Origin of the sequence: Delftia sp. WSY_22, from assembly GCF_043104185.1 — a bacterium.
Taxonomy (GTDB): domain Bacteria; phylum Pseudomonadota; class Gammaproteobacteria; order Burkholderiales; family Burkholderiaceae_C; genus Comamonas; species Comamonas tsuruhatensis.
The window spans coordinates 165,248-192,188 of sequence record NZ_JBICKN010000007.1 but is presented as its reverse complement, the minus strand read 5'-3'; the positions used below and the strand labels follow the sequence as shown (position 1 = coordinate 192,188).

Annotated in this window: 29 protein-coding genes; 8 read left to right on the top strand and 21 right to left on the bottom strand. The window is 69.0% G+C overall.

Annotated elements, in window-relative coordinates; genetic code table 11:
- Nucleotides 1–21 precede the first annotated feature (21 nt).
- A complete protein-coding gene (gene dacB / locus ACF8NF_RS05945; RefSeq protein ID WP_392450398.1) occupies nucleotides 22–1,434 on the bottom strand; it encodes a D-alanyl-D-alanine carboxypeptidase/D-alanyl-D-alanine-endopeptidase in 1,413 nt (470 codons plus the stop codon).
- A 225-nt stretch (nucleotides 1,435–1,659) separates the two neighbouring features.
- Between dacB and tsaB the strand changes: the two genes are divergently transcribed.
- The 4 genes from tsaB to corA all read left to right on the top strand — a co-directional run bounded on the left by tsaB (nucleotide 1,660) and on the right by corA (nucleotide 5,010).
- Complete coding sequence (tsaB, locus tag ACF8NF_RS05940; protein ID WP_016449115.1) at nucleotides 1,660–2,400, top strand: tRNA (adenosine(37)-N6)-threonylcarbamoyltransferase complex dimerization subunit type 1 TsaB; 741 nt, start codon at nucleotides 1,660–1,662, stop codon at nucleotides 2,398–2,400.
- The gene (gene rimI, locus ACF8NF_RS05935; RefSeq protein ID WP_016449114.1) at nucleotides 2,397–2,921 is read left to right on the top strand and encodes a ribosomal protein S18-alanine N-acetyltransferase; all 525 of its coding nucleotides are present in this window, start codon (nucleotides 2,397–2,399) and stop codon (nucleotides 2,919–2,921) included. The genes tsaB and rimI overlap by 4 nt, the downstream gene beginning before the upstream one ends.
- On the top strand, nucleotides 2,912–3,850 hold the full coding sequence (locus tag ACF8NF_RS05930; protein WP_392450249.1) for a uracil-DNA glycosylase family protein: 939 nt from the start codon (nucleotides 2,912–2,914) through the stop codon (nucleotides 3,848–3,850). Before rimI ends, ACF8NF_RS05930 begins: the two co-directional genes overlap by 10 nt.
- 173 nt (nucleotides 3,851–4,023) lie before the next feature.
- Complete coding sequence (corA, locus tag ACF8NF_RS05925) at nucleotides 4,024–5,010, top strand: magnesium/cobalt transporter CorA (protein WP_016449112.1); 987 nt, start codon at nucleotides 4,024–4,026, stop codon at nucleotides 5,008–5,010.
- 31 nt (nucleotides 5,011–5,041) lie between these two features.
- Here the strand turns inward: corA and ACF8NF_RS05920 are convergent, their stop codons facing one another.
- The 4 genes from ACF8NF_RS05920 to ACF8NF_RS05905 all read right to left on the bottom strand — a co-directional run bounded on the left by ACF8NF_RS05920 (nucleotide 5,042) and on the right by ACF8NF_RS05905 (nucleotide 8,334).
- Nucleotides 5,042–5,437 (bottom strand): RidA family protein, encoded by a 396-nt coding sequence (locus ACF8NF_RS05920; RefSeq protein ID WP_343739868.1) that lies wholly within the window; start codon nucleotides 5,435–5,437, stop codon nucleotides 5,042–5,044.
- Nucleotides 5,427–6,569: a DSD1 family PLP-dependent enzyme gene (locus tag ACF8NF_RS05915; RefSeq protein ID WP_017404711.1), complete on the bottom strand. Its 1,143-nt coding sequence runs from the start codon at nucleotides 6,567–6,569 to the stop codon at nucleotides 5,427–5,429. Before ACF8NF_RS05915 ends, ACF8NF_RS05920 begins: the two co-directional genes overlap by 11 nt.
- Nucleotides 6,570–6,588: 19 nt before the next feature.
- Nucleotides 6,589–7,602, bottom strand: coding sequence for a tripartite tricarboxylate transporter substrate binding protein BugD (locus ACF8NF_RS05910; RefSeq protein ID WP_016452041.1), 1,014 nt, complete (start codon nucleotides 7,600–7,602; stop codon nucleotides 6,589–6,591).
- Nucleotides 7,603–7,668: 66 nt separating this feature from the next.
- Nucleotides 7,669–8,334 (bottom strand): HAD family hydrolase, encoded by a 666-nt coding sequence (locus tag ACF8NF_RS05905; protein WP_043789129.1) that lies wholly within the window; start codon nucleotides 8,332–8,334, stop codon nucleotides 7,669–7,671.
- Nucleotides 8,335–8,406: 72 nt separating this feature from the next.
- On the opposite strand from ACF8NF_RS05905, the gene ACF8NF_RS05900 reads away from it, so the two are divergent.
- Nucleotides 8,407–9,315: a LysR family transcriptional regulator gene (locus ACF8NF_RS05900; RefSeq protein ID WP_043789127.1), complete on the top strand. Its 909-nt coding sequence runs from the start codon at nucleotides 8,407–8,409 to the stop codon at nucleotides 9,313–9,315.
- A 6-nt stretch (nucleotides 9,316–9,321) separates the two neighbouring features.
- On the opposite strand, the gene ACF8NF_RS05895 is transcribed toward ACF8NF_RS05900, so the two are convergent.
- The 12 genes from ACF8NF_RS05895 to ACF8NF_RS05840 all read right to left on the bottom strand — a co-directional run bounded on the left by ACF8NF_RS05895 (nucleotide 9,322) and on the right by ACF8NF_RS05840 (nucleotide 21,784).
- On the bottom strand, nucleotides 9,322–10,617 hold the full coding sequence (locus ACF8NF_RS05895) for an MFS transporter (RefSeq protein ID WP_392450248.1): 1,296 nt from the start codon (nucleotides 10,615–10,617) through the stop codon (nucleotides 9,322–9,324).
- A gap of 29 nt (nucleotides 10,618–10,646) precedes the next feature.
- A complete protein-coding gene (locus tag ACF8NF_RS05890; RefSeq protein WP_392450247.1) occupies nucleotides 10,647–11,714 on the bottom strand; it encodes a porin in 1,068 nt (355 codons plus the stop codon).
- Between the two features lie 81 nt (nucleotides 11,715–11,795).
- Nucleotides 11,796–12,755: a PDR/VanB family oxidoreductase gene (locus ACF8NF_RS05885; RefSeq protein ID WP_016449105.1), complete on the bottom strand. Its 960-nt coding sequence runs from the start codon at nucleotides 12,753–12,755 to the stop codon at nucleotides 11,796–11,798.
- Nucleotides 12,752–13,777 (bottom strand): aromatic ring-hydroxylating dioxygenase subunit alpha, encoded by a 1,026-nt coding sequence (locus ACF8NF_RS05880; protein WP_016449104.1) that lies wholly within the window; start codon nucleotides 13,775–13,777, stop codon nucleotides 12,752–12,754. The genes ACF8NF_RS05885 and ACF8NF_RS05880 overlap by 4 nt, the downstream gene beginning before the upstream one ends.
- Before the next feature lie 24 nt (nucleotides 13,778–13,801).
- Nucleotides 13,802–14,023 carry a recombinase-like helix-turn-helix domain-containing protein gene (locus ACF8NF_RS05875; protein WP_016452043.1) on the bottom strand — a complete coding sequence of 74 codons (222 nt, stop codon included), beginning with the start codon at nucleotides 14,021–14,023 and terminating at the stop codon, nucleotides 13,802–13,804.
- Nucleotides 14,024–14,061: 38 nt separating this feature from the next.
- Nucleotides 14,062–15,039, bottom strand: coding sequence for a tripartite tricarboxylate transporter substrate binding protein (locus ACF8NF_RS05870; protein ID WP_043791572.1), 978 nt, complete (start codon nucleotides 15,037–15,039; stop codon nucleotides 14,062–14,064).
- 52 nt (nucleotides 15,040–15,091) lie between these two features.
- The gene (locus tag ACF8NF_RS05865; RefSeq protein ID WP_016452044.1) at nucleotides 15,092–16,054 is read right to left on the bottom strand and encodes a VOC family protein; all 963 of its coding nucleotides are present in this window, start codon (nucleotides 16,052–16,054) and stop codon (nucleotides 15,092–15,094) included.
- Between the two features lie 11 nt (nucleotides 16,055–16,065).
- Nucleotides 16,066–17,541, bottom strand: coding sequence for an aldehyde dehydrogenase (locus ACF8NF_RS05860; RefSeq protein WP_034389880.1), 1,476 nt, complete (start codon nucleotides 17,539–17,541; stop codon nucleotides 16,066–16,068).
- Nucleotides 17,542–17,576: 35 nt separating this feature from the next.
- On the bottom strand, nucleotides 17,577–19,283 hold the full coding sequence (locus tag ACF8NF_RS05855) for a thiamine pyrophosphate-binding protein (protein ID WP_034363429.1): 1,707 nt from the start codon (nucleotides 19,281–19,283) through the stop codon (nucleotides 17,577–17,579).
- Nucleotides 19,284–19,317: 34 nt separating this feature from the next.
- Nucleotides 19,318–20,115, bottom strand: a complete 798-nt coding sequence (locus tag ACF8NF_RS05850) for an SDR family oxidoreductase (RefSeq protein ID WP_047217882.1) — start codon at nucleotides 20,113–20,115, stop codon at nucleotides 19,318–19,320.
- Nucleotides 20,108–21,001, bottom strand: a complete 894-nt coding sequence (locus ACF8NF_RS05845) for an IclR family transcriptional regulator (protein ID WP_043791569.1) — start codon at nucleotides 20,999–21,001, stop codon at nucleotides 20,108–20,110. Before ACF8NF_RS05845 ends, ACF8NF_RS05850 begins: the two co-directional genes overlap by 8 nt.
- A gap of 12 nt (nucleotides 21,002–21,013) precedes the next feature.
- Nucleotides 21,014–21,784 (bottom strand): SDR family oxidoreductase, encoded by a 771-nt coding sequence (locus ACF8NF_RS05840; protein ID WP_012202888.1) that lies wholly within the window; start codon nucleotides 21,782–21,784, stop codon nucleotides 21,014–21,016.
- 554 nt (nucleotides 21,785–22,338) lie between these two features.
- On the opposite strand from ACF8NF_RS05840, the gene ACF8NF_RS05835 reads away from it, so the two are divergent.
- The 3 genes from ACF8NF_RS05835 (at nucleotide 22,339) to ACF8NF_RS05825 (ending at nucleotide 23,530) form a co-directional block, all read left to right on the top strand.
- A complete protein-coding gene (locus ACF8NF_RS05835; protein ID WP_046989307.1) occupies nucleotides 22,339–22,614 on the top strand; it encodes a hypothetical protein in 276 nt (91 codons plus the stop codon).
- Nucleotides 22,615–22,877: 263 nt separating this feature from the next.
- On the top strand, nucleotides 22,878–23,225 hold the full coding sequence (locus ACF8NF_RS05830; protein ID WP_017406311.1) for a type II toxin-antitoxin system RelE/ParE family toxin: 348 nt from the start codon (nucleotides 22,878–22,880) through the stop codon (nucleotides 23,223–23,225).
- On the top strand, nucleotides 23,222–23,530 hold the full coding sequence (locus ACF8NF_RS05825) for an XRE family transcriptional regulator (RefSeq protein WP_016449816.1): 309 nt from the start codon (nucleotides 23,222–23,224) through the stop codon (nucleotides 23,528–23,530). The genes ACF8NF_RS05830 and ACF8NF_RS05825 overlap by 4 nt, the downstream gene beginning before the upstream one ends.
- Before the next feature lie 12 nt (nucleotides 23,531–23,542).
- On the opposite strand, the gene ACF8NF_RS05820 is transcribed toward ACF8NF_RS05825, so the two are convergent.
- The 4 genes from ACF8NF_RS05820 to ACF8NF_RS05805 form a co-directional block, all read right to left on the bottom strand.
- The gene (locus tag ACF8NF_RS05820; RefSeq protein WP_013804513.1) at nucleotides 23,543–24,304 is read right to left on the bottom strand and encodes a 5'-methylthioadenosine/adenosylhomocysteine nucleosidase; all 762 of its coding nucleotides are present in this window, start codon (nucleotides 24,302–24,304) and stop codon (nucleotides 23,543–23,545) included.
- Nucleotides 24,305–24,407: 103 nt separating this feature from the next.
- Complete coding sequence (locus ACF8NF_RS05815) at nucleotides 24,408–25,205, bottom strand: aspartate dehydrogenase (RefSeq protein ID WP_392450246.1); 798 nt, start codon at nucleotides 25,203–25,205, stop codon at nucleotides 24,408–24,410.
- Nucleotides 25,206–25,259: 54 nt separating this feature from the next.
- Nucleotides 25,260–26,066 carry an IclR family transcriptional regulator gene (locus ACF8NF_RS05810; RefSeq protein ID WP_047217879.1) on the bottom strand — a complete coding sequence of 269 codons (807 nt, stop codon included), beginning with the start codon at nucleotides 26,064–26,066 and terminating at the stop codon, nucleotides 25,260–25,262.
- A 22-nt stretch (nucleotides 26,067–26,088) separates the two neighbouring features.
- Nucleotides 26,089–26,919 carry an alpha/beta fold hydrolase gene (locus ACF8NF_RS05805; protein WP_392450244.1) on the bottom strand — a complete coding sequence of 277 codons (831 nt, stop codon included), beginning with the start codon at nucleotides 26,917–26,919 and terminating at the stop codon, nucleotides 26,089–26,091.
- Between the last annotated feature and the right edge of the window lie 22 nt (nucleotides 26,920–26,941).

The following is a 26,941-nucleotide window of genomic DNA, read 5'->3' as shown; positions in this document are numbered from 1 at the left end:
AACAGGAGCGCAGGCGACGTATCAGCGGTCGTGCGCCGTCCAGTCCACCAGCGCATCCCAGGCCGCGCGCGCGGCGGCCGCATTGGCGTGGTTGGCCATGGCCACCAGCACGTATCGGCGGCCGCTGGCGCCATCCACATAGCCGGCCAGGGCCGAGGCATCGCGCAGCGTGCCGGTCTTCAGGTGCGCCATGCCCTGGACGCGGCTGAGGCTGCGGCGCAGCGTGCCATCGACGCCGACGATGGGCATGGAGGCCACGAACTCCGGCATCACGGGCGAGGCCCAGGCCTGCTGCAGCATGCGGCCCAGGCCGGAGGCCGTGATGCGCGCCTCGCGGCTCAGGCCCGCGCCGTTGTCGGCCACGGGCTGCTCGGCCGCACCCCAGCGCGCCTGCCACCACTGGCCCAGCGCCTGGCGCGAGGCCTCGAAGCTGGCCACGCCGGTGCGCTGCATGCCCATGGTCAGGAACACCTGCTGGGCCATGACGTTGTTGCTGTATTTGTTGATGTCCCGCACCACCTCGGCCAGCGAGGGCGATTCGCTCTGGAAGGCCGGCTGCAGGCCGGCCGGCACGCGGCCGTCGCGCACGGTGCCCGTGAGCTTGCCGCCCAGCTCGCGCCACATGCCCTCGATGGCGCGCGCCGCGAAGGCCTCGGGCTGGGCCGGCGCCAGCGACCAGCTCTTGTCGCCGCAGCTGGCCGGGAACGTGCCGGCAAAGGCGATGCGCAACGGGTCGGCCATGTCCAGCTGCAGCCGGGCGCGCCAGTCGCCGCACTCGCTGCCTGCCGGCGCCAGGGACACGGTTTCCTGTTGCTGGATTCCGGCCAGCGGCGGATCGTATTGCAGCCGCGCCACGCCCGCCGCGGCGTCGGGCACAAAGCCGACCGTCACGGCCTTGTAGTTGACCAGCAGGGCGTCGGGCGCGACGTTGTAGGGGCGCCAGGGCTCGTTGTCGAAGGTGGAGGGATCGTGGGCGGGGACGGAGAACGCGCTGCGGTCCAGCACGATGTCGCCCACGATGACCTTGATGCCCATGCCCTGCAGGCGGCGCAGCATCAGCCACAGCCGCTCCATCACGAGCTTGGGATCGCCCTGGCCCTGGATGTACAGCGGCCCGCGCAGCACGCCGTCCTGCACCGGCCCGCCCAGGAAGACGGGCGTGCGCCAGACATGGGCAGGACCCAGCTGGTCCAGCGCCGCATAGGTGGTGACCAGCTTCATCACCGAGGCCGGGTTCATGGCCACATGGCTTTGCCAGTCCAGGCGCGGAGCGGCCCGGCCATCGACCTCCACCACCAGGGCGGAGACCGCCTCGCGCGGCAGCTTGGCGCGCGCCAGGGCGGCTTCCACGGGAGGCGGCAGCCGGCTTTCGCGCGCAGTCTTGGTGGCAAGGGCCGCCGGTGACGTGGGGGCATCGGCCTGGGCAATGGCCATGCCGGGCAGGGCAGCCGCCGCCAGCAGCGCGGCTGCCAGGCCCCGGTGTGAACGCGGCGTTCCGAGTGAGAAGGCGGAGGAAATCGAGGAAATAAGGAAAGAAGACAGCGAAAGATGCAACATGGCCGGCAAGTCTACGCCGGTCATTGCGGCCATGCCGCGCGCGGGCCGGGCGGGGCACCGATAATCCAGGGCTTGCTGCGGCACCGCCGCCTGCCCCACGCCATGAATCTTCTTGCCCTAGACACCAGTACCGACACCCTCTCCATCGCCGTGCAGCGCGGCGATGCCGTCTGGGAACACAGCGGCCCCGGCGGCCCGCAGACCTCGACCGAGCTGATCCCCGCCATCCTGGCCCTCATGGCCCAGGCCGGACTGGAGTTCGCCGAGCTGCGGGCCATCGTCTTCGGCCGGGGTCCGGGCTCGTTCACGGGCCTGCGCACGGCGTGCTCCGTGGCCCAGGGCCTGGCCTTTGCCGCCCGCGTGCCCGTGCTGCCCATGGACAGCCTGCTGGCCGTGGCCGAGCAGGCGCGCATGCAATACGGCTGCACCGACCTCATCGCCGTGATCGATGCGCGCATGAACGAGGTCTACCACGCCGCCTACCACTGGGCCGATGGCCGCTGGAACGACATCGGCGAGCAAAGCGGCGACTTCGGCCTGTGCGCGCCCGAGGCCCTGCAGCTGCCGCCCGGCACCGTGGTGGCCGGCAACGCCCTGGCCGCCTATGGCGAGCGCCTGGCGCCCCAGGCCAGCCATGTGGCTGCGCTGCCCACGGCCGCCGCCATGCTGCGCCTGGCCCCTGCGATGCTGGCGGCCGACCGCGCCCTGCCGGCCGACCAGGCCCTGCCGCGCTACATCCGCGATAAAGTCGCGCAGACCACGGCCGAGCGCGAGGCTGCCAAGGCGGCAGCCGCGCTTGCTTCACCCGTGCAGACCACAGAGACCCCTCCTGCCCAGGCATGAGCACGCACACGCCACAGCCCTCGCGGCCGCTGCCGCCCCTGACCGACGCCTTGGCGTCGGAGCGGGACAGCGTGCGCTTCGAGCCGCTGAACGTGCTGTGGCTGGACACGCTGCTGCCCGTGGAGCAGCAGGCCTATTCCCATCCCTGGACGCGCGGCAACTTCATCGACGCCATGGCGGCCGGCTATGAAACCCAGCTGCTGGTGGATGCCCAGGGCGGGCTGGTCGGCTACTTCGTCGCCATGATCGTGCTCGACGAGGTGCACCTGCTCAACATCACCGTGGCCCCGGCGCGCCAGCGCCAGGGCTGGGCCCGCATCCTGCTGGACGCCCTGGCCCTGTGGTCGCGCCAGCGCCAGGCCCAATGGATCTGGCTGGAAGTGCGCGAGAGCAATGTCCGCGCACGCAGCATCTACGCCGCGCATGGCTACCAGGAGGTGGGCCTGCGCAAGAACTACTACCCCATGCACGACGGCCCGCGCGAGCATGCCGTGCTCATGAGCCTCAAGCTATGGCCCTGAATCTAGACACCCGCCAGCGGGCCATGCTGCATGCCATGGGCATCACTGTCTGGCTGCCCGAACCCGAGACCGCGCCCGCCGTGCTGTCCGAGGCCCTGGCTGCGCCCGCCGATGCGCCTGCAGCGGCGCCCCTGGCGGATCCGCCGGTGGCCCGCCCCGTGCCGCCGCCCGTGCAGGAGGCGCCCTCCCCGGCGCCTGCTGCACCGGCGCCTGTCGCCGCGCCAACGCCCGCACGCGTCCAGGTGCCTGTTCAGGCGCCGGTCCAGGCGCCACCGCCTCCCGCACCCGTCATCCCCGAACGCGAACGCCCGCCGCGCCGCTACGTGCAGCAGCCCGTGGCCGGCGCACCGGGCCTGGGCTGGCGGCTGGGCCCCGTGCGTCCCGTGTATGCGGCAACGCCGCCGGCCGGTGATGGCGGCGAAGGCGGCTGGCTGATCCTGCTGGAGCCGCCGGCCAACTCCCTGCCGCTGCCGCCCGCCCGGCGCCCCGGCCCCGACTGCGCGCGCACCGCGCTGGAAGGTGATGCTGCCCGGCTGCTGGACAACATGCTGCGCGCGCTGAACCTGCAGGACCATCCGCGCCTGTACAGCGCCGCCCTGCACCGCGTGCAGCCTCCGGCCGAAGGCCAGGAGGCGCCCGAGGTCCCTGCCCTGCAACCGTCGCTGGAGGCACTGCTGCGCGATCTGCGCCCGGCCTGCGTGCTGGTGCTGGGCTTGGCCACGGCGCGCGCCGTGCTGGGGCGCCAGGAGGCCCTGGGCCGCCTGCGCGCCGAGCCGCACCGCATCGCCGGTGTGCCGGCCGTGGTCAGCTACGACCCCAACTATCTGCTGCGCGCCCCCCAGGCCAAGGCCGGCGCCTGGGCCGACCTGTGCCATGCCCAGGCTTTTGTGACAGGCCGCCAGATGCCCCCTGGAGCCGCTTCCGAATAGCGCGGCCGGCCCGCATGCTGCAGCGCAACGCTGCATAATCCGATGCTTTGCATCTTGGAGAAAGCTCCGTGGAAACCTACCCCAGTTGGTAGCTTTCAACTCCCGGTTGGCCTGTGGGGTTGAAAGCACCCCCGATACCCCGCACGCCTGAGAAGAACACCTGGAGTGAGCCTATGCTCAACATCTTTACGCTGGCCAATGGCCGCCTGGTTCAAGAAGAGATCGAGTCGCTGGAGGAGCTGTCCCGCTTCAAGCCGATCTGGGTGGACCTGGAGTCGCCCACGGTCGAGGAAAAGCGCTGGATCAAGCAGCACTACGAGTTGTCCATCCCCGAAGATGCGATGGACGACGACATCGAGGAATCGGCCCGCTTCTACGAAGAAGACAACGGCGAGCTGCACATCCGCAGCGACTTCCTGATCGACGATGACGAGGACCCCCGCTCCGTGCGCGTGGCCTTCATCGTCAACGAGCACAACAAGAACCTGCGCAGCTGCGGCGTGCTGTTCTCCATCCATGACGAGGACGTGCCGGTCTTCCGGCTGCTGCGCATGCGCGCGCGCCGCGCGCCGGGCCTGATCGACGAGGCCAAGGACGTGCTGCTCAAGCTGTTCGACGCCGACGCCGAGTACTCGGCCGATACGCTCGAAGGCATCTACGACGACCTGGAGAAGGCCAGCAAGATGGTGCTGTCCGGCGACGTGACCGACGACGTGGCCCGCGAAGTGCTGGGCGCCATCGCGCGCCAGGAAGACCTGAACGGCCGCATCCGCCGCAACGTCATGGACACGCGCCGCGCCGTCAGCTTCATGATGCGTTCCAAGATGCTCAATGCCGAGCAGTTCGAGGAAGCGCGCCAGATCCTGCGCGACATCGAATCGCTGGACAGCCACACGGCCTTCCTCTTCGACAAGATCAACTTCCTGATGGATGCCACCGTCGGCTTCATCAACATCAACCAGAACAAGATCATCAAGATCTTCTCGGTGGCCAGCGTGGCCCTGCTGCCGCCCACGCTGATCGCCAGCGTCTACGGCATGAATTTCCGCTTCATGCCCGAGCTGGAGTGGGAGTTCGGCTACGTCTACGTCATCGCGCTCATGGTGCTCAGCGCCGTCGGGCCCATGCTGTATTTCCGCAAGCGCGGCTGGCTGAAGTAGCGGCAGCCGGCCCCCTCGGGCCGGGCTTTCTTCAGGCCAGCGCCACGGCCTCGATTTCCACCTTCAACCCGAAATGCAGCGCCCCGGTGGGCACCACGGCGCGCGCGGGCCGGTGTGCGCCGGCCCAGTCCGCGTAGATGCGGTCGAAGGCCGGCCAGTGCGCCATGTCGTCCAGGTACACGCGCACCTGCAGCAGGCGGGGCACGCCGCTGCCGGCCAGCTCCAGCGCCGCCGCCAGGTTGGCCAGCGCCTGGCGCGCCTGGTCCTCGAAGCTGGCGTCCACCAGGCGCGTGCCGTCGGGCCGTATGGGCAGCTGCCCTGACACGAAGACCAGCCCCTGGCCCGTGGCCGTGTGGCTGTAGTGGCCGCCCGGCGCAGGCAGCTGCGGCGATGCATGGCGCAGATCGATCCCGTTTTCACCAGCCATGGAGCCGCTCCCAGGTTTGCACCGAGCCATCTGCCGCCAGCGCCTGGTAGGCCGGGAACTGCGCGCCCGTGGCGCAGGCATGGTTGGGCAGGATGCGCAGCCGCGTGCCCAGGGGAAAGCGGGCGGCGATGTCGGCCTCTATCGCGCCATCAGCGCGCGCCAGGATGCCGTGCTCCTGGTTGGCGCCGGTCAGCACGAAGCCCGGCATCACCTCGCCATGCAGGTCGCAGACCTGGCCGTAGCCGAAGTCCTGCCGCTGTTTCGCCGTGCCCCGGTCGCGGCTCATGGCCATCCAGCCTGCGTCCACGATGGCCCAGCCCTTGTCGGCCTGGTGGCCGATCACGGTGGCCAGCACCGACAGCGCCACGTCCTCGGCCGTGCACACGCCGATGTTGCGCATCACCAGGTCGAAGAACACATAGACGCCTGCGCGCACCTCGGTCACGCCGTCCAGCCGGCATGCCGCCAGCGCGGTGGGCGTGGAGCCCACGCTGACCACGGGGCACGGCAGGCCGGCCGCGCGCAGGGCTTCGGCGGCCTGCACGCAGCCGGCGCGCTCGCGCTCGGCCAGCGCCTGCAGCGCATCGGGCGTGTCCAGCTCGTAGCTGGAGCCGGCATGCGTGAGCACGCCGCCCAGGCGCATGCCGCCGTCGTGCAGCGTGCGGCCAATGGCCAGCAGCAGCGGCGCATCTTCGGCGCCCACGCCGGAGCGGTGGCCGTCGGTGTCGATCTCTATCCATACCTCGAAGGCCTCGCCCTGTTCGCGGCCGAACGCGGCAATGGCCTGGGCCGCCGCCACGCTGTCCACGATGAGCTTGAGATCGCAGCCGCGCCGGCGCAGTTGCAGGGCCTGCGGCAGGCGGTGCGGCGCCATGCTGACTGCATAGAGGATGTCGGTGGTGCCAGCGGCAAAGAACTGCTCGGCCTCCTTCAGGGTGGAGACCGTGATGCCCGAGGCCCCGGCCGCGCGCTGCGCGGCGGCCACGGGCACGCTCTTGCTGGTCTTCACATGGGGGCGCAGGCGCACGCCCTGCGCGTCCATGCGCTGCTGCATGCGGTGGATGTTGCGCTGCATGCGTGCGAGGTCGATCACGGCAGCGGGCGTGTCCAGGGTCAGAAGTGTGTCTTGCATGGTGTTTCTCTCTCCATCGTCAATCCAGGTATTGGCCTTTGGCCTTGAGGGCAGGCACGTCGTTGCGCAGTCCCTGTTCGATCAAGGCGGAGACCGTGGCCGGCACGGCCTGCTCGGGCGACGGCAGCTCCACCCCCAGCGCGGCCATCTGTGCGCGCAGGCCCGCATCGCCCATGGCGTGCTGCAGCGACCGCGTCAGCCGCGCGAGCACCGCCGGCGGCGTGCCGCGTGGTGCGAAGATCGCGTTCCATGAGCGCGCCTGCAGGGGGTGGCCGGCCTCGGCGCTGGCCGCCGTGCCCGGCAGCTGAGCAAGGCGCTGTGTTCCCAGCACCGCAATCGCCTTGATGCGGCCGCCCGCGATCTGCGGCAGCGCCGTCGTCGTCTGGTCGCACATGAAATCGGTCTGTCCGCCCATGAGATCGTTCATGGCAGGCGCGATCCCGCGATAGGGAACATGGGTGGGGCTTTGGCCCAGCGCCGACAGCAGCAGCACGCACCCATAGTGCGATATCGAGCCCACGCCGGCACTGCCATAGGAGGCTGCGGCCTGGTTGCGCTTGAGCCAGTCGGCGAACTGGCGCAGGTCGGAGGCCGGCAGATTGGCACGCGCCAGCAGCAGCATGGGCGCCGCGCCCGCAGGTCCCACAGGGGCGAAGTCGGCCACGGGGTCATAGGGCAGCTTGCGGTACAAGGCCACATTGACCACATGCGTGCCTATGCCGCCAAAGGACAGGGTGTAGCCGTCGGCGGCGGCCTTGCGCGCCTGGTTCAGGCCGATGGTTCCATTGGCGCCACCCAGGTTCTCGATCACCAGGGGTTGGCCCAGATGCTCCCCCATCTTCTGAGCCACGGCACGGGCCAGCGCATCGCTGGGGCCTCCCGGGGGAAACGGCACGACCAGCGTGACCGGCCTGGCCGGAAAGGCAGCGCCGGCCTGCGCCAGGGCTCCCTGGCTCCACGCCATGGCACAGACGATGGACAGGACCGGGAATGCGGACACAAGGGACAACGGCAGGGCTGGACGCAGCTGCATGGCAGGCTCCTCACAAGGGTGGACAGGAAAGGACGGCGGGCACAGCACCGGCTGCACCCTCGGGGTTCAACCCTGCTGCAGGGAAAAGTCCCTGAGCCAGGGCAGTGCCGGCGCCAGCGTGGGTGCTTCGGCCTCGGCCTGCGGCGCACCCTTGGGCCGCGACAGGCCCACGCGGTTGTGCCAGAAGGTACGCAGGCCCACGGCCGAGGTGCCGAACAGGTCATAGCCCGATCCGGCCACGAAGGCGGCCTGGCCCGCAGGCAGCCCCAGCCGGTCCAGCGCCAGCTGGTAGGGCCGGGGGTCGGGCTTGTAGAAGCCTGCTGCTTCCGAGGTCACCACCACATCCCAATCCACGCCCAGCAGCGCGGCGGCACGTTGACCCAGGCGCTCGGAGCAATTGGTCACCACGGCCAGGCGGCAGTGCGGGCGCAGGGCGGCCAGCAGCTCGCGTGCGCCATCCCAGGGCTGCAGCTGCTCCCATTGCGCCTCCAGCCTGTCGGCCACCGCCTCGGGCAGGCCCCGGTTGCGGGCCGCCGTGCGCACCAGGTCCTCATAGGGCTGGTAGGCGCCGCAGCCATAGGTCAGGCGCAGGTATTCGGCGCGCCAGTCGCGCCCGGCAGCCTCGCTGCCGGCGGCCGCATTCCAGACGGTCCAGGAGTCCAGCAAGGCGGTCAGCAGGTCGAAGAGCACGGCCCGGGGCCATGCGGCAGAGGTGGGGTATGGGGTGTTCATGCCTTGGCACTGTACGGACCAAGACCATGGTCGTGGTTAAATCCGCCGTCATCAATCGTTAAGGCAAATTGAATGATTGCCATCGAAGACCTGCAGCTTGCCGCCGCCTTGCTACGCGAAAGCTCGCTGAGCGCGGCGGCCCGTGCGCTTGACGTGACACCGCCTGCACTGTCCATGCGCCTGCGCCGACTGGAGGCCGAACTGGGCCTGTCCCTGGCCAACCGCAGCGCGCGGCGCCTGGCGCTGACACCCGAGGGCGAGCGCTTTGCCCGCGAGGCCGTGCGGCTGCTGGGCCAGATCGAGGAGCTGCGCGACTCGCTGCACGGCGATGCCCGCCAGCTGGGCGGCACGCTGCGCTTGGCCGCGCCCTTTGGCTACGGGCGCAGCCGGCTGGCCCCGGCCCTGGTGCCCTTCACGCGCCAGCACCCGCAACTGAAACTGCAGCTGGACCTGCGCGAAACGCCTTTCCCCGACCGCCACGATGCCGATGCCGTGGTCCACATCGGCACGGTGCGCGACTCCTCCTGGGTGGCGCGCGAGCTGGCTGCCAACGACCGCTGGCTGTGCGCCAGCCCCGGCTACCTGCGCCGCCATGGCACGCCCGCCACGCCGCGCGAATTGCTGGAGCACGCCTGCATCTGCATCCGCGAGAACGAGGAGGATGTGACGCTGTGGCACCTGCGCCCCGCCGCCAGCCGGCGTGCCGTGGACGGCCAGACCCTGCGTGTGACGCCGTCCTATGTGACCAACGATGGCGGCGTGGCCCGCCACTGGGCCGAACAGGGCCTGGGCCTGGTGCTGCGTTCGCAATGGGACATGGCACCGGCCATTGCCGAGGGCCGGCTGGTGCGCGTGCTGCCCGACTGGCATTTCGGCAGCGCACCCGTCACCCTGCTGGTGCCCACGCGCAAGGGCCGCACGGCGCGCGTGCAGGCCCTGGTGACGTTTCTGGAGCAGTGCGCCGCAGCGGGCGCGCTGTAGTGCAGGTCAGGCCGTGCGCGCGGACGTATCCCGGGCATCGCTGGCACCGTGGGTGCCCTGGCCGCGCTCGCGCAGCCACAGCACCAGGCCGCAGACCATGACCACCAGCTGCGTGCCCACCAGCAGGCCGAAGCTGGCAACGAAACCGCCGCCGGCCGAATGCGATGTCCAGCCGATGACGGCCCCCATGAGCGCGGGCATGAAGCCCGCCACCAGGGTCGCCGTGCCGTTGACGACGCCATAGGCGCTGGCCACATGCTCGGGCCGCGCGCAGTACTGCACGGTGCTGGGGATGGCCGGGCTCATCAGGCCCCAGCAGAAGTTGGCGGCGATCAGGCAGTAGGCCGCCGCGTAGCGGTCTTCCATGTGGATGGCCAGCCAGATGGCCAGCGCCAGGCCCAGGCTGCCGCCGACGAAGATCAGCGGCACCTGGCGGCGCGGCAGGCGGTCGATGACGATGCCGCCGACCAGCACGGCCAGCACCGTGGCGTACTGGGGCAGCGAGGCCAGCCAGCCCATCTCGCGCAGCGAAAAGCCGCGCGACTCCAGGTAGGCCGGCAGCCAGTTGCTGCTGCCCCAGAGGTAGGAGAAGAAGGCCGCCGACAGCACGGCCACCAGCACCAGATAGCGCGTGTGCATGGCGCCGCGCACGATCTGGCCGACCTGGCCCACCGCCTCGCCCAGCGAGCGCGGGCGCGGCATGCCGGTGTCCACGCGGGGCATGCGGATGAAGGCCAGCACCAGCGGGATGCCGATGGCCACATTGATCAGGCCCAGCACGTGGAACGAGGTCTGCCAGTCATGGCCGGCCACCAGGTAGCCGATCAGCGGGTAGCCCACCGCCAGCCCCAGTCCCGTGCCCATGTTCACGAAAGAGTTGGGCAAGCCGTTCTCGTGGCTCTGGAAATGCGCCTTGATGTAGCTGCCCGCCAGCGAGTACAGCGGTCCTTCGGAGATGCCCAGCAGGATGCGCGAGGCCAGCAGCAGGCCATAGCTGTTCATGGCCGGGGACAGAAAGGACACGGCGCCCCACAGCAGCAGGCCGACCACCAGGCTCCGGCGCACGCCGAAGAGCGCCGCGCAAAACGGCGTCAACACGAAGGAAGAAACGCCGTAGCCCACCATGAAGGCCGTGGCCAGCAGGCCCTGGCGCGTGCGGTCGTCGTGCGTCAGCCCGATGTGGTCCAGAAATCCCTGGTCGAGGATGAGGATCGAAAGGTTGATCCGGTCCACATAGGAGATGGCGACGATGATGAAGAGGCTGATCACCCCCCACCAGCGGGCCGCACGCATATCTTTCATGGCAAGTCTCTATCGCCCGATGGGCTGTATCAGAAGAAGTGGCGCACGCCCACCTCGAAGCCGGAGGAGCGGCCGCCCAGCGTGGTGCCCGGGGCCGACAGGCCCTGCACGCCGATGGACTTGGCCGCGCCGTCCTTGTTCTTGAGGAAGGCCACCGTGCCGTAGACCTGGGTGCGCTTGGACAGGTTGTGCCCGTAGCCCACGCTGATCTTGTTCCAGTCGGCATTGCTGCCGTCGGTGTTGTAGTGGCCGTAGGAGGCCTTGAACTCGCCCATGCCCACGGGCGCGGTCACGCCCAGCTGCAGGGCGGTGACCTTGAGGGCGCCGCGCTTTTCGCTGGCCCACAGCAGCATGGGCTTGGCCACGCCGAAGTCCCAGCTCAGGCCCACGTTGCTGGCCGTGAGGTTGGTCGCATCGCTGTCGCCATAGAACTTGCCCGTGGCCAGCGCGCCGTTGAAGGGGCCCTGGCGGTAGCCGAAGCGCAGGCCGCGGTAGTCGCCCTGGTTCTTGTTGGGTGCGCTGCGCGCCTGCTCGCCCATGGCCACCTGCACCTGGCCGTAGAAGCCGCCCAGGTTCTGCGGCAGGAAGTAGCTGACCGCGTTGCTGATCTGGATGGGCGCGCCGCCCGTGGCCGTGCCCGTGCCGGGAATGCCCAGCATGGTGAAGCCCATGGTGCCGCCCACGCCGTTGGTGAGGAAGGGGTCGAAGATCAGCGTGCTCAGGAAGGTGGCCGAGTCATCGCGGCCCAGGCGCACTTCGCCGAAGTCGCCCGACAGGCTCACGGTGGAGCGGCGGTTGAAGCTCAGGCCGCCACCGCTGGCCTTGCCCGAGCCGCTGTCCACGTCCATGCCCGCCTCCAGCCAGAAGCCAGCGCGCAGGCCGCCGCCCAGCTCTTCCGTGCCGCGAAAGCCGAGGCGACTGATGTTGGCGCCGCCCGTGGACAGGCCGGTCTTGGAGGGGCCGGAGCCGTTCAGGTGCGTGACGCCGACATCGACGACGCTGAAGATCTCGACCTTGGACTGCGCCGAAGCGGCACCGGGCAAGGACGCCAGGCAGGCTAGCGCCACGCCCAGCATGGGCGTATGGATGGTTTTCATGGGGTTGTCTCCTCTGGGGGTGGTGGCTTGGGGGGTGGCTTGGGGGTGGTGGGTTGTTGCCCTGCAGGTCTGATTGCCTGCTCAGATATCCAGGACCAGTCGCTCGCTCTTGCAGCCGGAAACGCAGACCATCATCACTTTGTTGCTGGCCTTTTCCTTGGGGCTGAGCACCGAGTCGCGGTGGTCCGGAATGCCTTCGAGCACGCGCGTCTCGCAGGAGCCGCAGACACCTTCGCAGCAGCTGTGGTCCATCTGGATGCCGGCATCCAGCAGGGTGTCGAGCAGCGACTTCTCGGGCGTGATCTCGATGAAGCGGCCGCTGCGCTTGAGTTCCACCGTGTAGTTGCTGCGCGCATCGTCGGCGGCCTTGACCTCCACGGGCGTGAAGCGCTCGATGTGGGCGTTGGCGTGGCCCAGCTCGGCGCAGAACTTCTCGAAGGCGTCCAGCATGGGCGTGGGGCCGCAGGCGTAGTGGTGCGTGCCCGCGTCGGGCTGGCGTTGGGCCAGCAGCGCGCGCAGGTCGGGCGGGCCGCCGGCCTCGCTGTCGAAGTGCAGGTGCAGCGGCATGCCCAGCGCCTGCAGCTCTTCCAGGAAGGCCGCGCCCTTGCGCTCGCGGGCGAAGTACAGCATCTCGAACGAGCGGCCCTGGCCCTTGAGGCGGCGTGCCATGCACAGCAGCGGCGTGATGCCGATGCCGCCGGCCACCAGCACGGTGTGCGCGGCGCTTTCGTCCAGCGCGAAATGGTTGCGCGGCTCGGAGATGGTGATGGGCATTCCCACGCGCAGCGACTCGTGCACGCAGCGCGAGCCACCGCGGCTGGCGCGGTCGCGCAGCACGCCGACCACGTAGCGGTGGCGCTCCTCGCTGGGGTTGCTCAGCGAGTAGCTGCGCACCAGGCCGTTGGGCAGGTGCAGATCGATGTGCGAGCCCGGCGTGAAGGCGGGAAGCTCCCCGCCCGCCACGGGCCGCAGGTCCACGCTGATGGTGTCCTGGGCCTCGAAGCGCAGCGTGTGCACGAAGGCCTGGAGGTTGGTGCTCATGATGCGGCGCCTTCGTCGATCTGCTCCTGGGCCAGGCGGCGCAGGTGGCGGCGCAGGCGCACCAGGCCGATGTCGTGCTGGTAGAGGTTCTCGCGCTCGTTGGCGTCCAGCTCCATCTGCTCCATCATGATCCGGTCCTGCTCCAGCACGGCCCAGTGGCGCGCCTCCAGGCGGTTGCGGTACAGGAAGCGCCAGGTGTCGCGCATCCAGCCCTGCACCTTGCGGCAGCGCCAGAAGAACACGGCGCACAGGTCGGCGCTGATGGGCGTGACGCAGGCCACGATGGCGAAGTTGCCGCCGGGGCCGCCGGTCTTGGGATAGGGGATCTCCAGGCGCATCCAGTGCACGCCCGTGCTGCCCCACTCGGTCCAGTCGAAGTTCACGCCGCGCTGGCCCACCTTCTCGAAGACGAAGCCGTCATCGGTCTCGCGCACCTGGAACGTGGCCTTGCTGTCACCCTCGGCCATGGAGTGCGACTGCTTGTGCAGGAAGGTGCCGTGCATGGGGTCCATGACGTTGTCCAGCGCATAGCGGTAGTCGCTGCGCCACTCGGCATAGCACAGGAAGTTGGAGTACTCGGGCGAGGTCAGCTCCTCGGGCAGCGTGAACTCGGGCGCCTCGTCAACGGCCTTGTCGCTGTTGTAGAGAAAGATGGCGCCATGCGCCTCGCGCGCATGGAAGGCCAGCGCCGCGCGCGAGCCTTCGAGCTTGCAGCCGGGGCTGCCGGGCACCTTGGTCACGGTGCCGTCGCAGCGCACTTCCACGCCGTGGTAGGGGCAGGCCAGGCGGTCGCCCAGGATCACGCCCTGCGACAGCGGCGCGCCGCGGTGCGGGCAATGGTCTTCCAGCGCGTGGACCTGGCCGGCAGCATCGCGCCACAGCGCGATCTTGCGGCCGAAGCGGCGCACGGACACGGGCTGGGTCTTCACGAAGTCCGAGGGGCAGACCGCGTACCAGAGGTTCTTCAGGCCTTTGTTGAGCAGGCCGTCCACCGGATCGATGGTGATGGTTTGTACGTTCATGGGGCTCTCCAGTCCTGCTCGGTATCAATAGCCCAGCCGCGCCATCAGCGCCTGGAAGCTGTCTTCGGTCCAGGCCTCGCCGTTCTCGCCGGAGGGGCCGCTGCGGTTGAGGTAGGCCACCAGTTCGGGCAGGGTCTGCACGCCTTCGCCGAAGGCGCGTTCGATGGAATCGCCCAGCAGGTCTTCCATCAGGGTGGGGGCACGTTCGCGCGCCTGGTGCGGCTCGAGATAGCGATCAGCGGCCATGGTTCTCTCCTTCGAAAACTGTCTTGTGTGGGGGGTGCTCAATCAGCCCTGATATCCAGGTCTTTGATGAGCTTGCCGAAGCGATTGAAATCGGCGGCATTCGTCTTTTCCAGGCGCGCGGGCTCGCCGCCTGCGGGCAGCGCGCCGAAGGTGGCCATCTTGGAGACCACGTCGGGCATCTTCAGGATCTCGTTGAGGTGCGTGTTCAGCAGCTTCACGGTCTCGGGCGACATGCCCTTGGGGCCGAACAGGCCCTGCCATGCGGACACTTCCACATCCTTGACGCCCAGCTCGGCCAGGGTGGGCACATTGGGGGCCAGCGCGCTGCGCTGGCTGTCGGCCACGGCCAGGGCGGCGACCTTGCCGCCGACGTAGGGCGCGATCGGTCCCCAGGTCATGAAGGTCGTGGGCACATGGCCGCCGATCAGGTCGTTGACGGCGGGTGCCACGCCCTTGTAGGGAATGTGGGCGATGCGCGTGCCGGCGGCGCGGTTGAACATCTCGCCCAGGATGTGCATGGGCGAGCCGCTGCCGGGGCTGGCGTAGGTCAGGCCGTCGCGCTTGCCCTGGGCGATCAGGGTCTTCATGTCCTTGATGCCCGAGGCCTGGTTGGTGGCCACGAACATGGGCTGCACGCTGGTCTGCACGATGGGCGTGAAGCCGTGCAGCACGTCGTAGCTGGAGCCCGAGGCCGTCTTGAGCACGAACTGCGCGATGGCGAAGGTATTGGGCGCCAGCAGCAGCGTGTAGCCGTCCGGCGAGGCCTTGGCCACATGCACGCTGCCGATGGTGCCGCTGGCGCCGGGGCGGTTGTCCACCAGCACGGGCTGGCCCAGGCGCGTGGACAGCTTCTCGGCATACAGGCGCGCCATGGCATCGGTGTCGCCACCGGCCGGATAGGCCACGATGATGGTGATGGGCTTGGCCGGATAGGCCTGGGCCATCGCGGTGCCGGACAGCGTGGCTGCAGCCAGGAATGCAGCGGCAAGAGAAACCTGGCGACGTGACTTGTTCATGGTGGGGGCCGTGGGGTGGTTGGGTTGTGGGGGTAGGCCGTCAGGCGCGGTCTCAATGCCGCTTGTCGGTGATGAATTTCCCGTCGCTGGTACCCACGCCCTTTTGGCGCCGGGTGTTGCCGTCGATGCCGCCATCGATGGCCCATTCGGCAAACACCGTGGGGCCGGGCTCGAACTCGCGGGGCTGCCAGTCGGCGGTGAGCTGGTCCTCGTCGGCGTAGTACTCGACCAGGGCGCCGGCCGGATTGCGGAAGTACCAGAAATAGGCCGAGGACACGGGATGGCGGCCCGGGCCCAGCTGGGTGTCCCAGCCGCAGCGCGAGATGTGCATGCCGCCGCCGAAGACCTCGTGGATGTCGCGCACCGTGAAGGCCACGTGGTTCAGGCCAGCGTCCTTGGCGGGGCGCTGCAGCAGGAAGATGTCGTGGTGGCCGCCGTCGGGTGCGCAGCGCAGGAAGGCACCGCGCTCGGGGTAGCGGTCCGAGGCCGCGAAGCCGAAGTTGTCCACGTAGAAGCGCTCGCAGGCCTGCACGTCCTTGACGAAGAACACCACATGGCCGACCTCGATGGGCTGGGCGCGCTCGTAGGCCGGGCTGGCCTGGTTGACGCGGTCCTTGCGGTCCCAGGTGTTGTAGGCGGCGCCTTGCACATCCACATCACGCTTTTGCGTGACCTGCAGGCGCACGGACAGGCCGTTGGGGTCGGTGCAGCCTATGCGCCCCTGGCCCTGTGTGAAGCCCGGCAGCGCGGCAATGCGGCTGGCGTACAGCGCAAGGTCCGCCTCGCTTTCCACACCCCAGACCACTTCGCGCAGCGTGGGGCCGGCCTCGATGGCGGGCGGCAGATCGGGATGGTCCACGGTGGCCACGATCACGCGGCAGCCGTTGAGGGTCTCGAACACCAGCCGGTCGTCCGCTTCCTGCACCAGCGCCAGGCCCCAGTCCAGGAAGAAGCGGCGGCAGGTGGCCAGGTCGTCCGCGCCGTAGGTGATTTCGTCTATGCCCAGTACGCTCATGTCGTGCTCCTTCAATTTGCCCAAGCGATGGGGCTCTCGTTCAAGCCCCAGTACATGCTCTTCTGCTCCATGTACTGCTGTATGCCCAGCCGTCCCTTCTCGCGGCCCAGGCCGCTGTCGCGCCAGCCGCCGAAGGGCGTGGAGATGGAGAACTGCTTGTAGGTGTTGATCCAGACCGTGCCGGCCTGCACGGCGCGGCCAATGCGCCAGGCGCTCTTGTAGTCGCGCGTCCAGATGCCGGCGGCCAGCGCGTAGACGCTGTCGTTGGCCTGGGCGAGCAGGTCGTCCTCGTTGTCGAAGGGCATGGCCACGAGCACGGGGCCGAAGATTTCCTGCTGGCAGATCTGCCAGTCGTTCTTCACGCCGTCGATGATGGTGGGGCGGTAGTAGTAGCCGCGCTCGAACTGCGCGCCCTCGGGCCGCTGGCCGCCCGTGAGCAGCCGGCCGCCCTCGGACAGGCCCAGGGCCACATAGCTCTCTATGGATTCGCGGTGCTTGGCGGTGATCAGCGGCCCCATCTGCGTGCGCTCGTCAGCCGGGTCGCCCACCTGCAGCGCGGCGGCCTTGGCCGTGAGGCGCTGCATGAATTCGGCATGCAGGCTGCGCGCCACGAACAGGCGCGAGCCCGCGATGCACGACTCGCCCGAGGAGCTGAAGATGCCGTAGAGCACGCCGTTGACGGCATGGTCGATGTCGGCATCGGCCAGCACCATGGTGGCCGACTTGCCGCCCAGCTCCAGCGAGACCGGCATCATCTTGTCGGCCGCGATGTGGGCGATGTGCTTGCCCGTGGACGTGCCGCCCGTGAACGACACGCGCTTGACCAGCGGATGCTTGGTGATGGCGTCGCCGATCACCGAGCCCCGGCCCGGCAGCACGCTGACCAGGCCCTTGGGCACGCCGGCCTCTTCGCAGATCCTGGCCAGCTCCAGCGCCAGCAGCGGCGTGGCCTCGGCGGGCTTGACGACCACGGCGTTGCCGGCGGCCAGCGCCGGAGCGAGCTTTTGCGCCTCGCTGGCGATCGGCGAGTTCCACGGCGTGATGGCCGCCACCACGCCCATGGGCTCGTACACGCTCATGGTCATGAAGTCGCCGCGCGAGGGCGTGATGGTTTCCTCCATGGTCTCGCAGGCCGCTGCAAAGAACTGGAAGGTGGCGGCGGCGCTGGCCACCAGCATGCGTGTTTCCTTGATGGGCTTGCCGTTGTCCAGGCGCTGCAGCTGGGCCAGGGGCTCGGCGCGCTCGCGGATCAGCTGGGCCACGCGGTGCAGCACGGCCGCGCGCTCATGGGGCTTTTTCTGTGCCCAGCCGCTGGTGCGGAAGGCGTGGTCGGCCTTCTGGATGGCCTCCTCCACATCCTCCAGGCTGGGCGCGCGCAGGCGGCCCACCACTTCGCCGGTGGCGGGATAGAGCGTGGTGGATTCGCCGCCGCCGCCCAGGCGCCATTCGCCGGCGATGTTGATGGGGAGCAGTTCCAGGTTCGACATGGTGAGCCTCTCTCGTTCGTTCGAATCCAGCCGCCTCAGGCGGCCTTGGTGGCCGTGGTGGTGGCCGGGATCTGGTCCAGCTTGTTCACGGGCGGGCCAGAGAACGTGGCCTTGAAATTGCCGATGGCGCGCATGTCGATCTCCAGCAGGAAGGGGCCCTTCTTCGTCCAGGCCGACTGCAGCACCGCCGGCAGCTCCTTGAGGTCTTGCACGCGGGCATGGGGCAGCTGGATGGAGGCGCACAGCTGCGCGTAGTCGGGCGTGTGCAGCTCCACATAGCAGCGGCGGCCGCCGTAGGAGGCGTCCTGGATGTTCTGGATCACGCCGTAGCGCTGGTCGTTCATCAGCACGATCAGGGTGTCGCACTCTTCCTGCACCAGCGTGGCCAGCTCGCCCAGGTTCAGGATGAAGCCGCCATCGCCCGCCAGGCCCAGCGTCTTGCGGCCCGAGCCGCTGACCGCCGCGCCCACGGCCGCGCCGATGGCCATGGGCATGCCCATGCCGATGCCGCCGCCCGTGGCGTGCACACCCGCGTTGGGCTCGAAAAAGCGCAGCTCGCGGTTGCCCCAGGTGCTGTTGGAGACGGTCACGTCGCGCACCCAGTTGAAGTTGCGGCCCACGGCCTTTTGCAGCTCCTGCACCAGCACGCTGTACGGGCCCAGGCCGTCGCGCATGGTGGCCACGGCCTCGTCGTGCACCTGGCGCAGGTCGGCCAGCAGCTCGGGGTCGGCCTTGTAGCCGCGCGCCTCCAGCCGGTCGGCCAGGCCTGTCAGCGCCAGGGCCGAGTCGCCGCAGACAAAGCCGTCATCGGCATAGCAGCGGCCCTGCTGGGCGGCGTCCACATCGATGCGCAGCAGCGGGCGCGGCAGCTTCAGTTCGTACTTCAGCGTCTCGTTGCTGCGCAGGCGCGTGCCCACGGCCAGCATGGCGTCGCAGCGCTGGTAGAAGGCCTCCACGGGCTTTTGGATGTTGTAGGCGCCCAGCGAGGCCGGATCGTCCTCGGCCACGATGCCGCGGCCCTGGCCCGTGCTGACGATGCCGAAGCCCAGCGCCTTCAGGCGCTGCACGGCAGCGACTGCGTGGCGTGCGCCGCCACCCAGCCACAGCAGCGGGCGGCGCGCCTTGGCCAGCGTGTCGGCCAGGGCGTCGAGCGCGGCCTCGCTGGGGGCCAGCACGGCCACCGGCAGCGGCGACAGGTCGGCCGGCATGTCGATCACGGTCTGCTGGATGTCGATGGGAATCTCCACGCTCACCGGGCCGGTCGGCGCGGTCATGGCGGCCTGCACGGCGGCCTTCAGGGTGGACAGGCAGGTCTCGGCGCTGCGCACGCGGAACGCCGCCTTGGACACGGCGCCCAGCATGGTCAGCTGGTCGGGCGCCTCGTGGATGTACGACAGCTTCTGGTCCAGGTACTGCGTCTCGATCTGGCCCGTGATGTGCAGCAGCGGCGTGCCGGCCGTATAGGCCTCCACCAGGCTGCCGGCGATGTTGCCGGCGGCCGGGCCGGTGCTGGTGATGCACACGCCCAGGCTGGAGGTGGAACGCGCGCAGGCATCGGCCATGTTGCCGGCGCCGGCCTCGCCGCGCGCCATCACGAAGCGGACCCTGCCGCGCGCATGCATCGCGTCCAGGATGGGCATGTTGTGGATGGAGATCACCCCGAACGCGGCCTGCACGCCGCAGTGTTCGAGGAACTGGGCCACAACGGCGCCGACGGTGATTTTGGATGCGGAAGAAGTCATGTTCTGCTTTGAATCGGGTGAAGGGGCTGGAGCACTACGCTTGCCGTGCAAGACCACCGGAGACGTCGATGTGGCTGCCGGTCGTGTAGGAGGACAGGGGCGTGGCGAGATAGAAGATGGCGCGCGCGGCCTCGTCGGGCGAGCCCAGGCGGCCCAGCGGAATGGACTTCTTGCGGGCGAGGTCGGCGCTCCAGGCGTTCCAGTCCTGGCTGCGGTCCTCGCGCGCCTCGAAGCGGCGGCGCCACTGGCCGGACTCGATCAGGCCGACCAGGATGCCGTTGACGCGCACACCCTTGGGTGCGAACTCGGTGGCCATGGAGCGCACCAGGTTCTTGAGGCCGGCGCGCGCGGCCGAGGTGGCCACCATGTGCGGCTCGGGCTGCGAGGCCAGCAGCGAATTGACGCAGACGATGGCCGGCTCAGCCGTGCGCTCGAGCTGCGGCAAAAAGGCGCGCGTGGGATGCAGCACCGAGAAGAACTTCAGGTGCAGCTCCTCGGTCCAGGCCGCATCGTCGGTGCTGGCAAACGTCGAGACCCGGCCCTGGCCCGCGTTGTTCACGAGGATGGAGGCCGGACCCAGCGCAGCCTCGCTGTCACGCGCGAATTGCTGCACCTGGGCGGCGTCGAGCACGTCGCAGGCCTGGGCGAACAGGCGGGCCTCGGGATGGCGCCCGCGCAGTTGCTGCACGGCCTGCTCCAGGCGTTCGGCGCTGCGCCCGCACAGGGCGACACGCGCGCCCTGCGACAGCAGCAGATCGACCGTGGCCAGGCCAATGCCCGAAGAGCCGCCGGTGACGACGGCCGTGGTGTCCTTGAGTTGGGAATCAAACATGGCCGCCTCCTGCGCGCCGGGAATTGAGGGAAAGCAGCTGTGCCGTCTGCGTTTGCGTCTGCGTTTGCGGGCGGTAGTTCAGCAGCTCGGACAGCTCGGCCGCCGCGTCGCAGACGCCGGCGATCAGGGTCACGGCACGGCCCTCCTCCACATGGGGCGCGGGGACCGTCGTGCCCAGCGCCGCCACCACGCGGCCGCTGTGGTCGCGCACGGGGGCGGCGATGGTGCAGATGGAGCTTTCGTAGAAGCCTTCGCTGAACACATGGCCGCGCTCGCGGTCGGCCTCGACCAGGTTGAACAGGTCCAGCACCGTGCGCGGCGTCTTGGGCGTGTGCGCTTCCAGGTGCTCTTCGGGATAAAGCGCGCGCAGCTCGGGCAGGGACAGGTCGGCCAGCAGCACGCGGCCCAGTGCCGTGGCATGGGCAGGCAGGCGCGTGCCCACGCGCACCGAACTGGTCAGCGGCGTGGGTGGCGTGACCTTGGCCACATAGACGATGGAGCGGCCATCACGCACCACGATGTTGCAGGGGTAGCGGATCTCGCCGCACAGCCGCGCGATCACGGGCTGGCCCAGCTCGGTCAGGTCCATGGACGACAGGAACTCGAAGCCCAGGCGCAGCACGGACAGGCCCAGCCGGTAGTCATTGCTGCCCTCGGCACGCTGCAGAAAGCCCATGGCCTCCAGCGTGTTGAGCATGCGGAAAATCGTGGCGCGCGGCAGCTGCAGGCGGCGGGCCAGCTCGGGCGCGCCCAGCGTGGCATTGCCGCGCCCGAACTCCTGCAGCAGGCGCAGGCCGCGCTCCAGCGCGGGCACCATGTACTTGTCGGCGCCGTTGTCCGCGCTGTCGGCGCTCTCGGCATTCCCGGAAGAGGGGGTGTCGGTCATGGCGAAACCCCTTCAATTCATGACGAAGCCGCCGTTGACGGGCAGCACCTGCCCCGTCACGAAGCGCGCGCCATCGGACAGCGCATAGGCCACGGCGCCCGACACATCCTCGGGCCGCTGCTCGCGCTGCAACGCGCGCTGGTCGATGTACAGGCGGTGGCGGTGCTCGGGCACGTATTCCGTGGCCTCCACCAGCACCAGGCCCGGCGCCACGGCGTTGATGGTGATGCCGTCGGCGCCCAGCTCGCGCGCCATGGAACGCGTCATGGCCATCACAGCGCCCTTGCTGGCCACATAGGCCATCAGGTTCGGGGCGCCCCACATCGCGGTGTCGGACGCCAGGTTGACGATGGCGCCCCGGCCGCTGTCGCGCAGCGCAGCGCGGCAGGCGCGCGTCATCAGCCACACGCCGCGCACGTTCACGTTCATCACCTGGTCCCACTTGTCCAGATCGATGTCGTCCATGCCCTTGCCGCCCGAATCGGTCACGGCCGCGTTGTTCACCAGGCCGTCCAGCCCGCCCAGCGCCTGCACGGCCTGCTGCGCGCAGCGCTCTATCGACTCCGGATTGCCGGCATCCAGCCCGAAGCCATGGGCCTCGAAGCCCTGCGCACGCAGCCGGGCCACGGACTCGGCCAGCAGCTCCTCGCGCAGATCGGCCATGGCGACACGCGCGCCCTGCTCGCAAAAGGCCTTGGCGAACGCAAAGCCCAGGCCGCGCGCCGAGCCTGTGACGAGGATGCGGCGGCCGGCAAGCTGGCCTGTGGAGGGCGTGGTGTTCATGGCGTACCTCAATCGAAGGGGGTTTGTGTCTGTTTCAAATTTGAAATGACACTTTTTTCTTGAAACAAGCGTGAGTTTAGGACTGATGGGGCGGGGGGGGATTGGGGAAAACACGGAGACGTGTGGGAAATGGATGACAGAGGTGTGTCTGGGTGTGTTTTGGATGGGGGCGTTTTTATGGCTTGCGAGAACATGCCCGCCCTGCGGGCGCGTTCATACGGGGAGTGGGGTGCGGGCCGTCGCTTCGCTCGGCCTGGGGTTTGAGGCGGGGTTGTGGAATGCCTCTATGATTTCGGTGGCCCCCTGTTCCGGGGCTGGTGCTTGAAAACACCATCAACACACAGCGGCAGAGCCTCCCCGAAAGTGAGGCCTCGTCACGTCTGAACACTTGGACAGTGGGCATCGCACCCGCACGTCCACACGGTTTTGGATGGGATGGGGCTACCCGCAAGGCTGCCCGCACGTCTGTGTGCGTGTTTTCAACATCCCATCCACCCTTTCTGCGCTTGAAAACGCAGGTCGGGTGTTTCCGTCTCGCACAGGAGTACGAAAACATGAACGATCAGCGCACCGCTCTTCCCACACGCGCCAGCTTCGAGCAACTGGCTCGCACCATCACCGAAACCAATGGATGGGTACAGGAAGGCTGCAACGAAATACGGGCCCTGGCCCAACTTGCATTGGCCAGCCTCCATGCCCCAGAAGACTTGCGACGTCCGCAAGCCATGGCTCACGCACTGCGCGCCATCCGCGATGGCGCTGAGTCACTGGCCGACTATGTGCAAGGCGAAGCCAGAAGCGTAGGTTGCGACCCCACTCAAAGCCCATAGCCGCGAGGGCGGCCACATCCGGCCGAGCACAGCGAAGGGGTCGCGGGCATTCGGGTTGCCGTCTTTGACCTGACCTTTATTGGCGCATCAAGATGGGCCATCGGCTGCCAGGCCAGGAACCAGGCATCGAAACCAAGCAATCGCAGTAGCAGGAATTCCCCTCGCGTCCAGCGTCAAGGCTTTGGCCTCCGATGACACACGGGCTACACGGTCATCAGCAACGACACGCAGCAAAATAGTACTTTTTTAGATACACTTTTCCGATGGAAGAGCCCATTCTTTCCGTTGTCTTCTACCGGTCCGATGCCGGCAAGGAGCCCGTGCGTGACTGGCTTCTTGAACTTACGGTGGAAGACCGCAAAGCCATCGGCGCCGATATCAAGACTGTCCAATACAACTGGCCTCTGGGCATGCCCGTAGTACGCAAGATGGAGCCAGGACTGTGGGAGGTGCGGTGCAGCATTGGCGATGGCATCGCACGTGTCCTATTCACGGCCCAGAATGGAAAAATGGTTCTGCTGCATGGCTTCATCAAGAAGTCGGCCAAGACCCCCGCGCCGGATCTGACAACTGCCAGAAACCGGCTCAAGAAGCTGAGGAATACCCCATGAACAAACATCTAGGCAGCAATTTCGATGACTTCCTCGAAGAAGAAGGCCTGCTTGAGGAGGCCACAGCTATCGCAGTGAAGCGGGTGATTTCCTCGCAATTCGCACAGGCGATGAAAGCCCAGAAAGTCAGCAAGACCGAGATGGCGACACGCATGCGCACCAGCCGCATGGTGGTGAACCGCCTGCTGGACGAAAACGACACCGGCGTCACCCTGGCCACGTTGGCCCGCGCCAGCGTGGCGCTTGGCACGGCTTTGCACTTTGAACTGGACGATGCGACGGTTCTCCAGGCATCAGCGGCATAAAAGCACTACCGCTCAGCGCTGCGCTGACAGCCGCCGCAAAAACCCATCCACCACCCGCAACGCATACCGACTCGCCACCACCCTCACAAACTCCGCAAAGTCCACATGCGCACTGTCATCCGCCCGATCGGAAACAGTCCGCATGGCCGCAAACGGCACGCCATAGTCCAGGCAGGCCTGCGCCACCGCAGCCCCTTCCATCTCCACCGCCAGCACTTCATGCCCTGCAGCACGCAGGCCCTGCGCCAGCGCGGAAGAAGCGCCCGCCGTGCCAACGAACTGGTCACCGCTGGCAATCAGCCCCTGGTGCGCGCGCGGCGCCGTGGTGGCGTGGGCGGCGCGCAGGTCTTCGCCCGCCTCGGCCACGCAGGCCTGGGCGGCGGCCAGCAGCGCGGCGGTCATTTCAGGGTCGCAGGGCAGGCGCGTGCGTCCGTAGCCGGGCATTTCCCAGCGCGGGAAGATGGGCGAGGCGTCCAGGTCGTGCTGCAGGTATTCGTCGGCCACGACGACATCGCCCACGCGCACGCCTTCGCCCAGGCCGCCGGCGACGCCGGTGAAGGCGATGCGGCGCACGCCGAAGCGCTCGATCAGCGCCGTGGCCGTGGTGGCGGCCGCCACCTTGCCTATGCCCGACAGCGCGCAGACCACGTCGTGCCCGTGCAGGCGCCCGCGCCAGAACATGCGGCCGGCGTGGGCCGTTCCCTGGGCGTCGGACAGGGCATGGACCAGGCCTTCCTGTTCCTGCGGCAGGGCACTGAGGATGGCGATGGTCATGGTGGCTTCTCTTTCAACGGCACAGGGAAAAAGCAAAGGCGGCCCGGGGGCCGCCTGCGGGGCGAAAGCGCCCATTGTGCCGCGAGCCTGTGCCCGGCGCGGCTCAGATGGCGATGGCCGTGGCCTGGTTGAGCACGGCGCGCACCACGCTGTAGACGGTGAGGGCCGAGGTCTTGGGGTTGGCCGCCAGCGGCTTGCCGCGCATGGTCAATTCCATGGATCCGAAGGCGCCGCGCGCGGCCACATGGTGCACGTTCTCGTCCACGCCCGGGTCGGCGTACAGGCGCACCGTGGTGCGGTCCAGGCCCATGCCGGCCAGCGACAGGGTGGCGGCCACGTTGGCGTTCTTGGGGTAGAGCTGGGCGGCCTCGCGCGCGCTGCCTTCGAAGATGCAGAAGGCTTCCTTGAGGCTGGCGAGGTCGCAGCGCTGTTCTGCGGGCGTGCCGGTCCAGGCCATGGGCGGCTTGCGGCCGGTGTAGACCACTTCATCCAGGCCGCCGATGCGCGCAGCGGCCAGCGCATCCACGCCGCCGATGGCACCCGACAGCAATTGCACCTGGGTGCCTCCGGCCTCGGCCGCCGCCTGCACGGCCTCGGCCATGCCCGGGGCGCTGAGTGCGCCGATGGAGGCCACGACGGCAGGAATGCCGCGCCGCAGGGCGGGCAGCACATGCTCCTCGATGGCGGCATGGCCCGCGCACTCCACGATGAGGTCGGGCCGGTCTTCGGCCGCCAGCGAAGGCACGGCACGCGCCTGGGGCGCATGCAGGACCAGGGTGGCGCGCACGGCGTCGGTCACTTCCGGCACAAGCACCCAGCCCACCTGCACGGCGGCATGTCCCTTGAGCAGTTCGAGCACGCTGGCGCCAATCGCACCGCAGCCAATCACAGCAATCTTCATCGTCATATCTTTCTGGGAAGGAATGCGCTGGCGGCCGGTGTGCCCACCATCCGTTCAGCGCAGAAAACCGGGATGCTGGGTGCGCAGGTGGCCGGCCAGCTCATCGGCGGCGGCACGTACCTGCTCCACCCAGTCGGCCATGCGGCCGGGAGCGATTTCGGTGAAGGCCACGGCCATGCCCAGGCCCGCCACGATGCGCCCCTGCGCATCGCGCACGGGCGCGGCGATGCTGGAGACGCCGGGCTCGTAGAAGCCCTCGCCCATGGCGTAGCCGCGTTCATGGTCCTGCTGCAGCAACTGCAGCAACTGTTCCACGCTGCGCGGCGTGCTTTCCGAGAACTGGGGCAGTTCGCTGCCGCCGAACAGGGCGCGCAGCTGGTCCGCGTCCATGTCCTGCAGCAGTGCCCGGCCCAGCACGGTGGCATGGGCCGGCAGCCGCGAGCCCACGCGCACGGCGCCCTGGAAGGCGCCGGCCGGCGCGATGCGCGCCACGTAGACCACGGAGGTGCCGTCCAGCAGCGCCAGGTTGGTGGTGAAGCCCAGCCGGTCGCACAGCGACTGCAGCACGGGCTCGGCCAGCTGGGCCAGCGGCTGGGTGGACAGGTAGTCGTAGCCCAGGCGCAGCACGGCCAGGCCCAGCCGGTATTCGGTGCCCGAGCGTTGCAGATACCCCATGTTCTCCAGCGTCGTCAGCATCCGGAACACCGTGGACCGGGGCAGCGCCAGGGTGCGCGCCAGGTCGGGCGCGCTCCACACGGGCTGCGAAGGCGTGAAGCAGGCCAGCAGGCGCAGGCCGCGCTCCAGCGCGGGGACGGTGTAGCGGTCGTTGTCGGTGGAGAGGGTTTCGGAGGTATCGCTCATCGCAATTCGGGCAGGTAGGCCATCAGGTCAGCAGGGTGGCCAGCCTCTGTGCGACATCCGCAGGTTGTTCGACGACAGAGGCATGGCCGGCTGCCGCAAGCGTAACGTACCGCGCCCCCAGTCTTGCGGCCCAGGCCGCGCAGGCAGCCGGCGGCGTGACGACGTCGTGCTCTCCCACCCAGACCTCGACCGGCATGGCAAGGTGCCCCTCCGCCTGCCCCAGGTCGCTGCCGCACAGCAGCTCCACGGCCTGGGCGTAGCCTGCGGCATGCAGGCGCGCCGTGTTCCAGCGCACCCATTGGCGCACGGGCTCGGGCGCGGCGGGGGAGACCAGGCGCTGGTCGATGGCGGCAGCCAGGCCTTCGATGCCTTTTTCCTGCAGGGCCGCAAGACGGCCCTGGCGTACCTTGGCCTGCTGCTCGCCCATGCCGGGTGCGCCATAGCCGCCAGCGGGGCTGATCAGCACCAGTTGCTGCACGCGCCCGGCACCGGCCTGCACCGCCCAGGGCGTGCCCATGAGCGCACCCAGCGAGTGGCCCACCAGCAGGCAGCGGCGCACGCCCAGCGCCTGCAGCGACTGCTCCAGCACGCGGGCGTAGTCGGCGCCCGTGGGCGCGGCGGGTGCCAGCGGTGTGGAGCGGCCATAGCCGGGCGCGTCCCAGGCCAGCACACGCGTGCGCGGCGCCAGCGCCAGGGCCACGTCCAGCCAGGAGGCGGCGCCCGAGCTGATGCCGTGCAGCATCACCACGGCAAAGTCCGAGGCCGTGTCGCCGGCCTCGCGCCAGGCGACCTGGGCGCCCCCGGGCAGGGCGATGAGATGTTCGGGGAACTGCGCCTGAAGGCGCTGCTCCATGCATGCTGTTACCGAGGGGGTC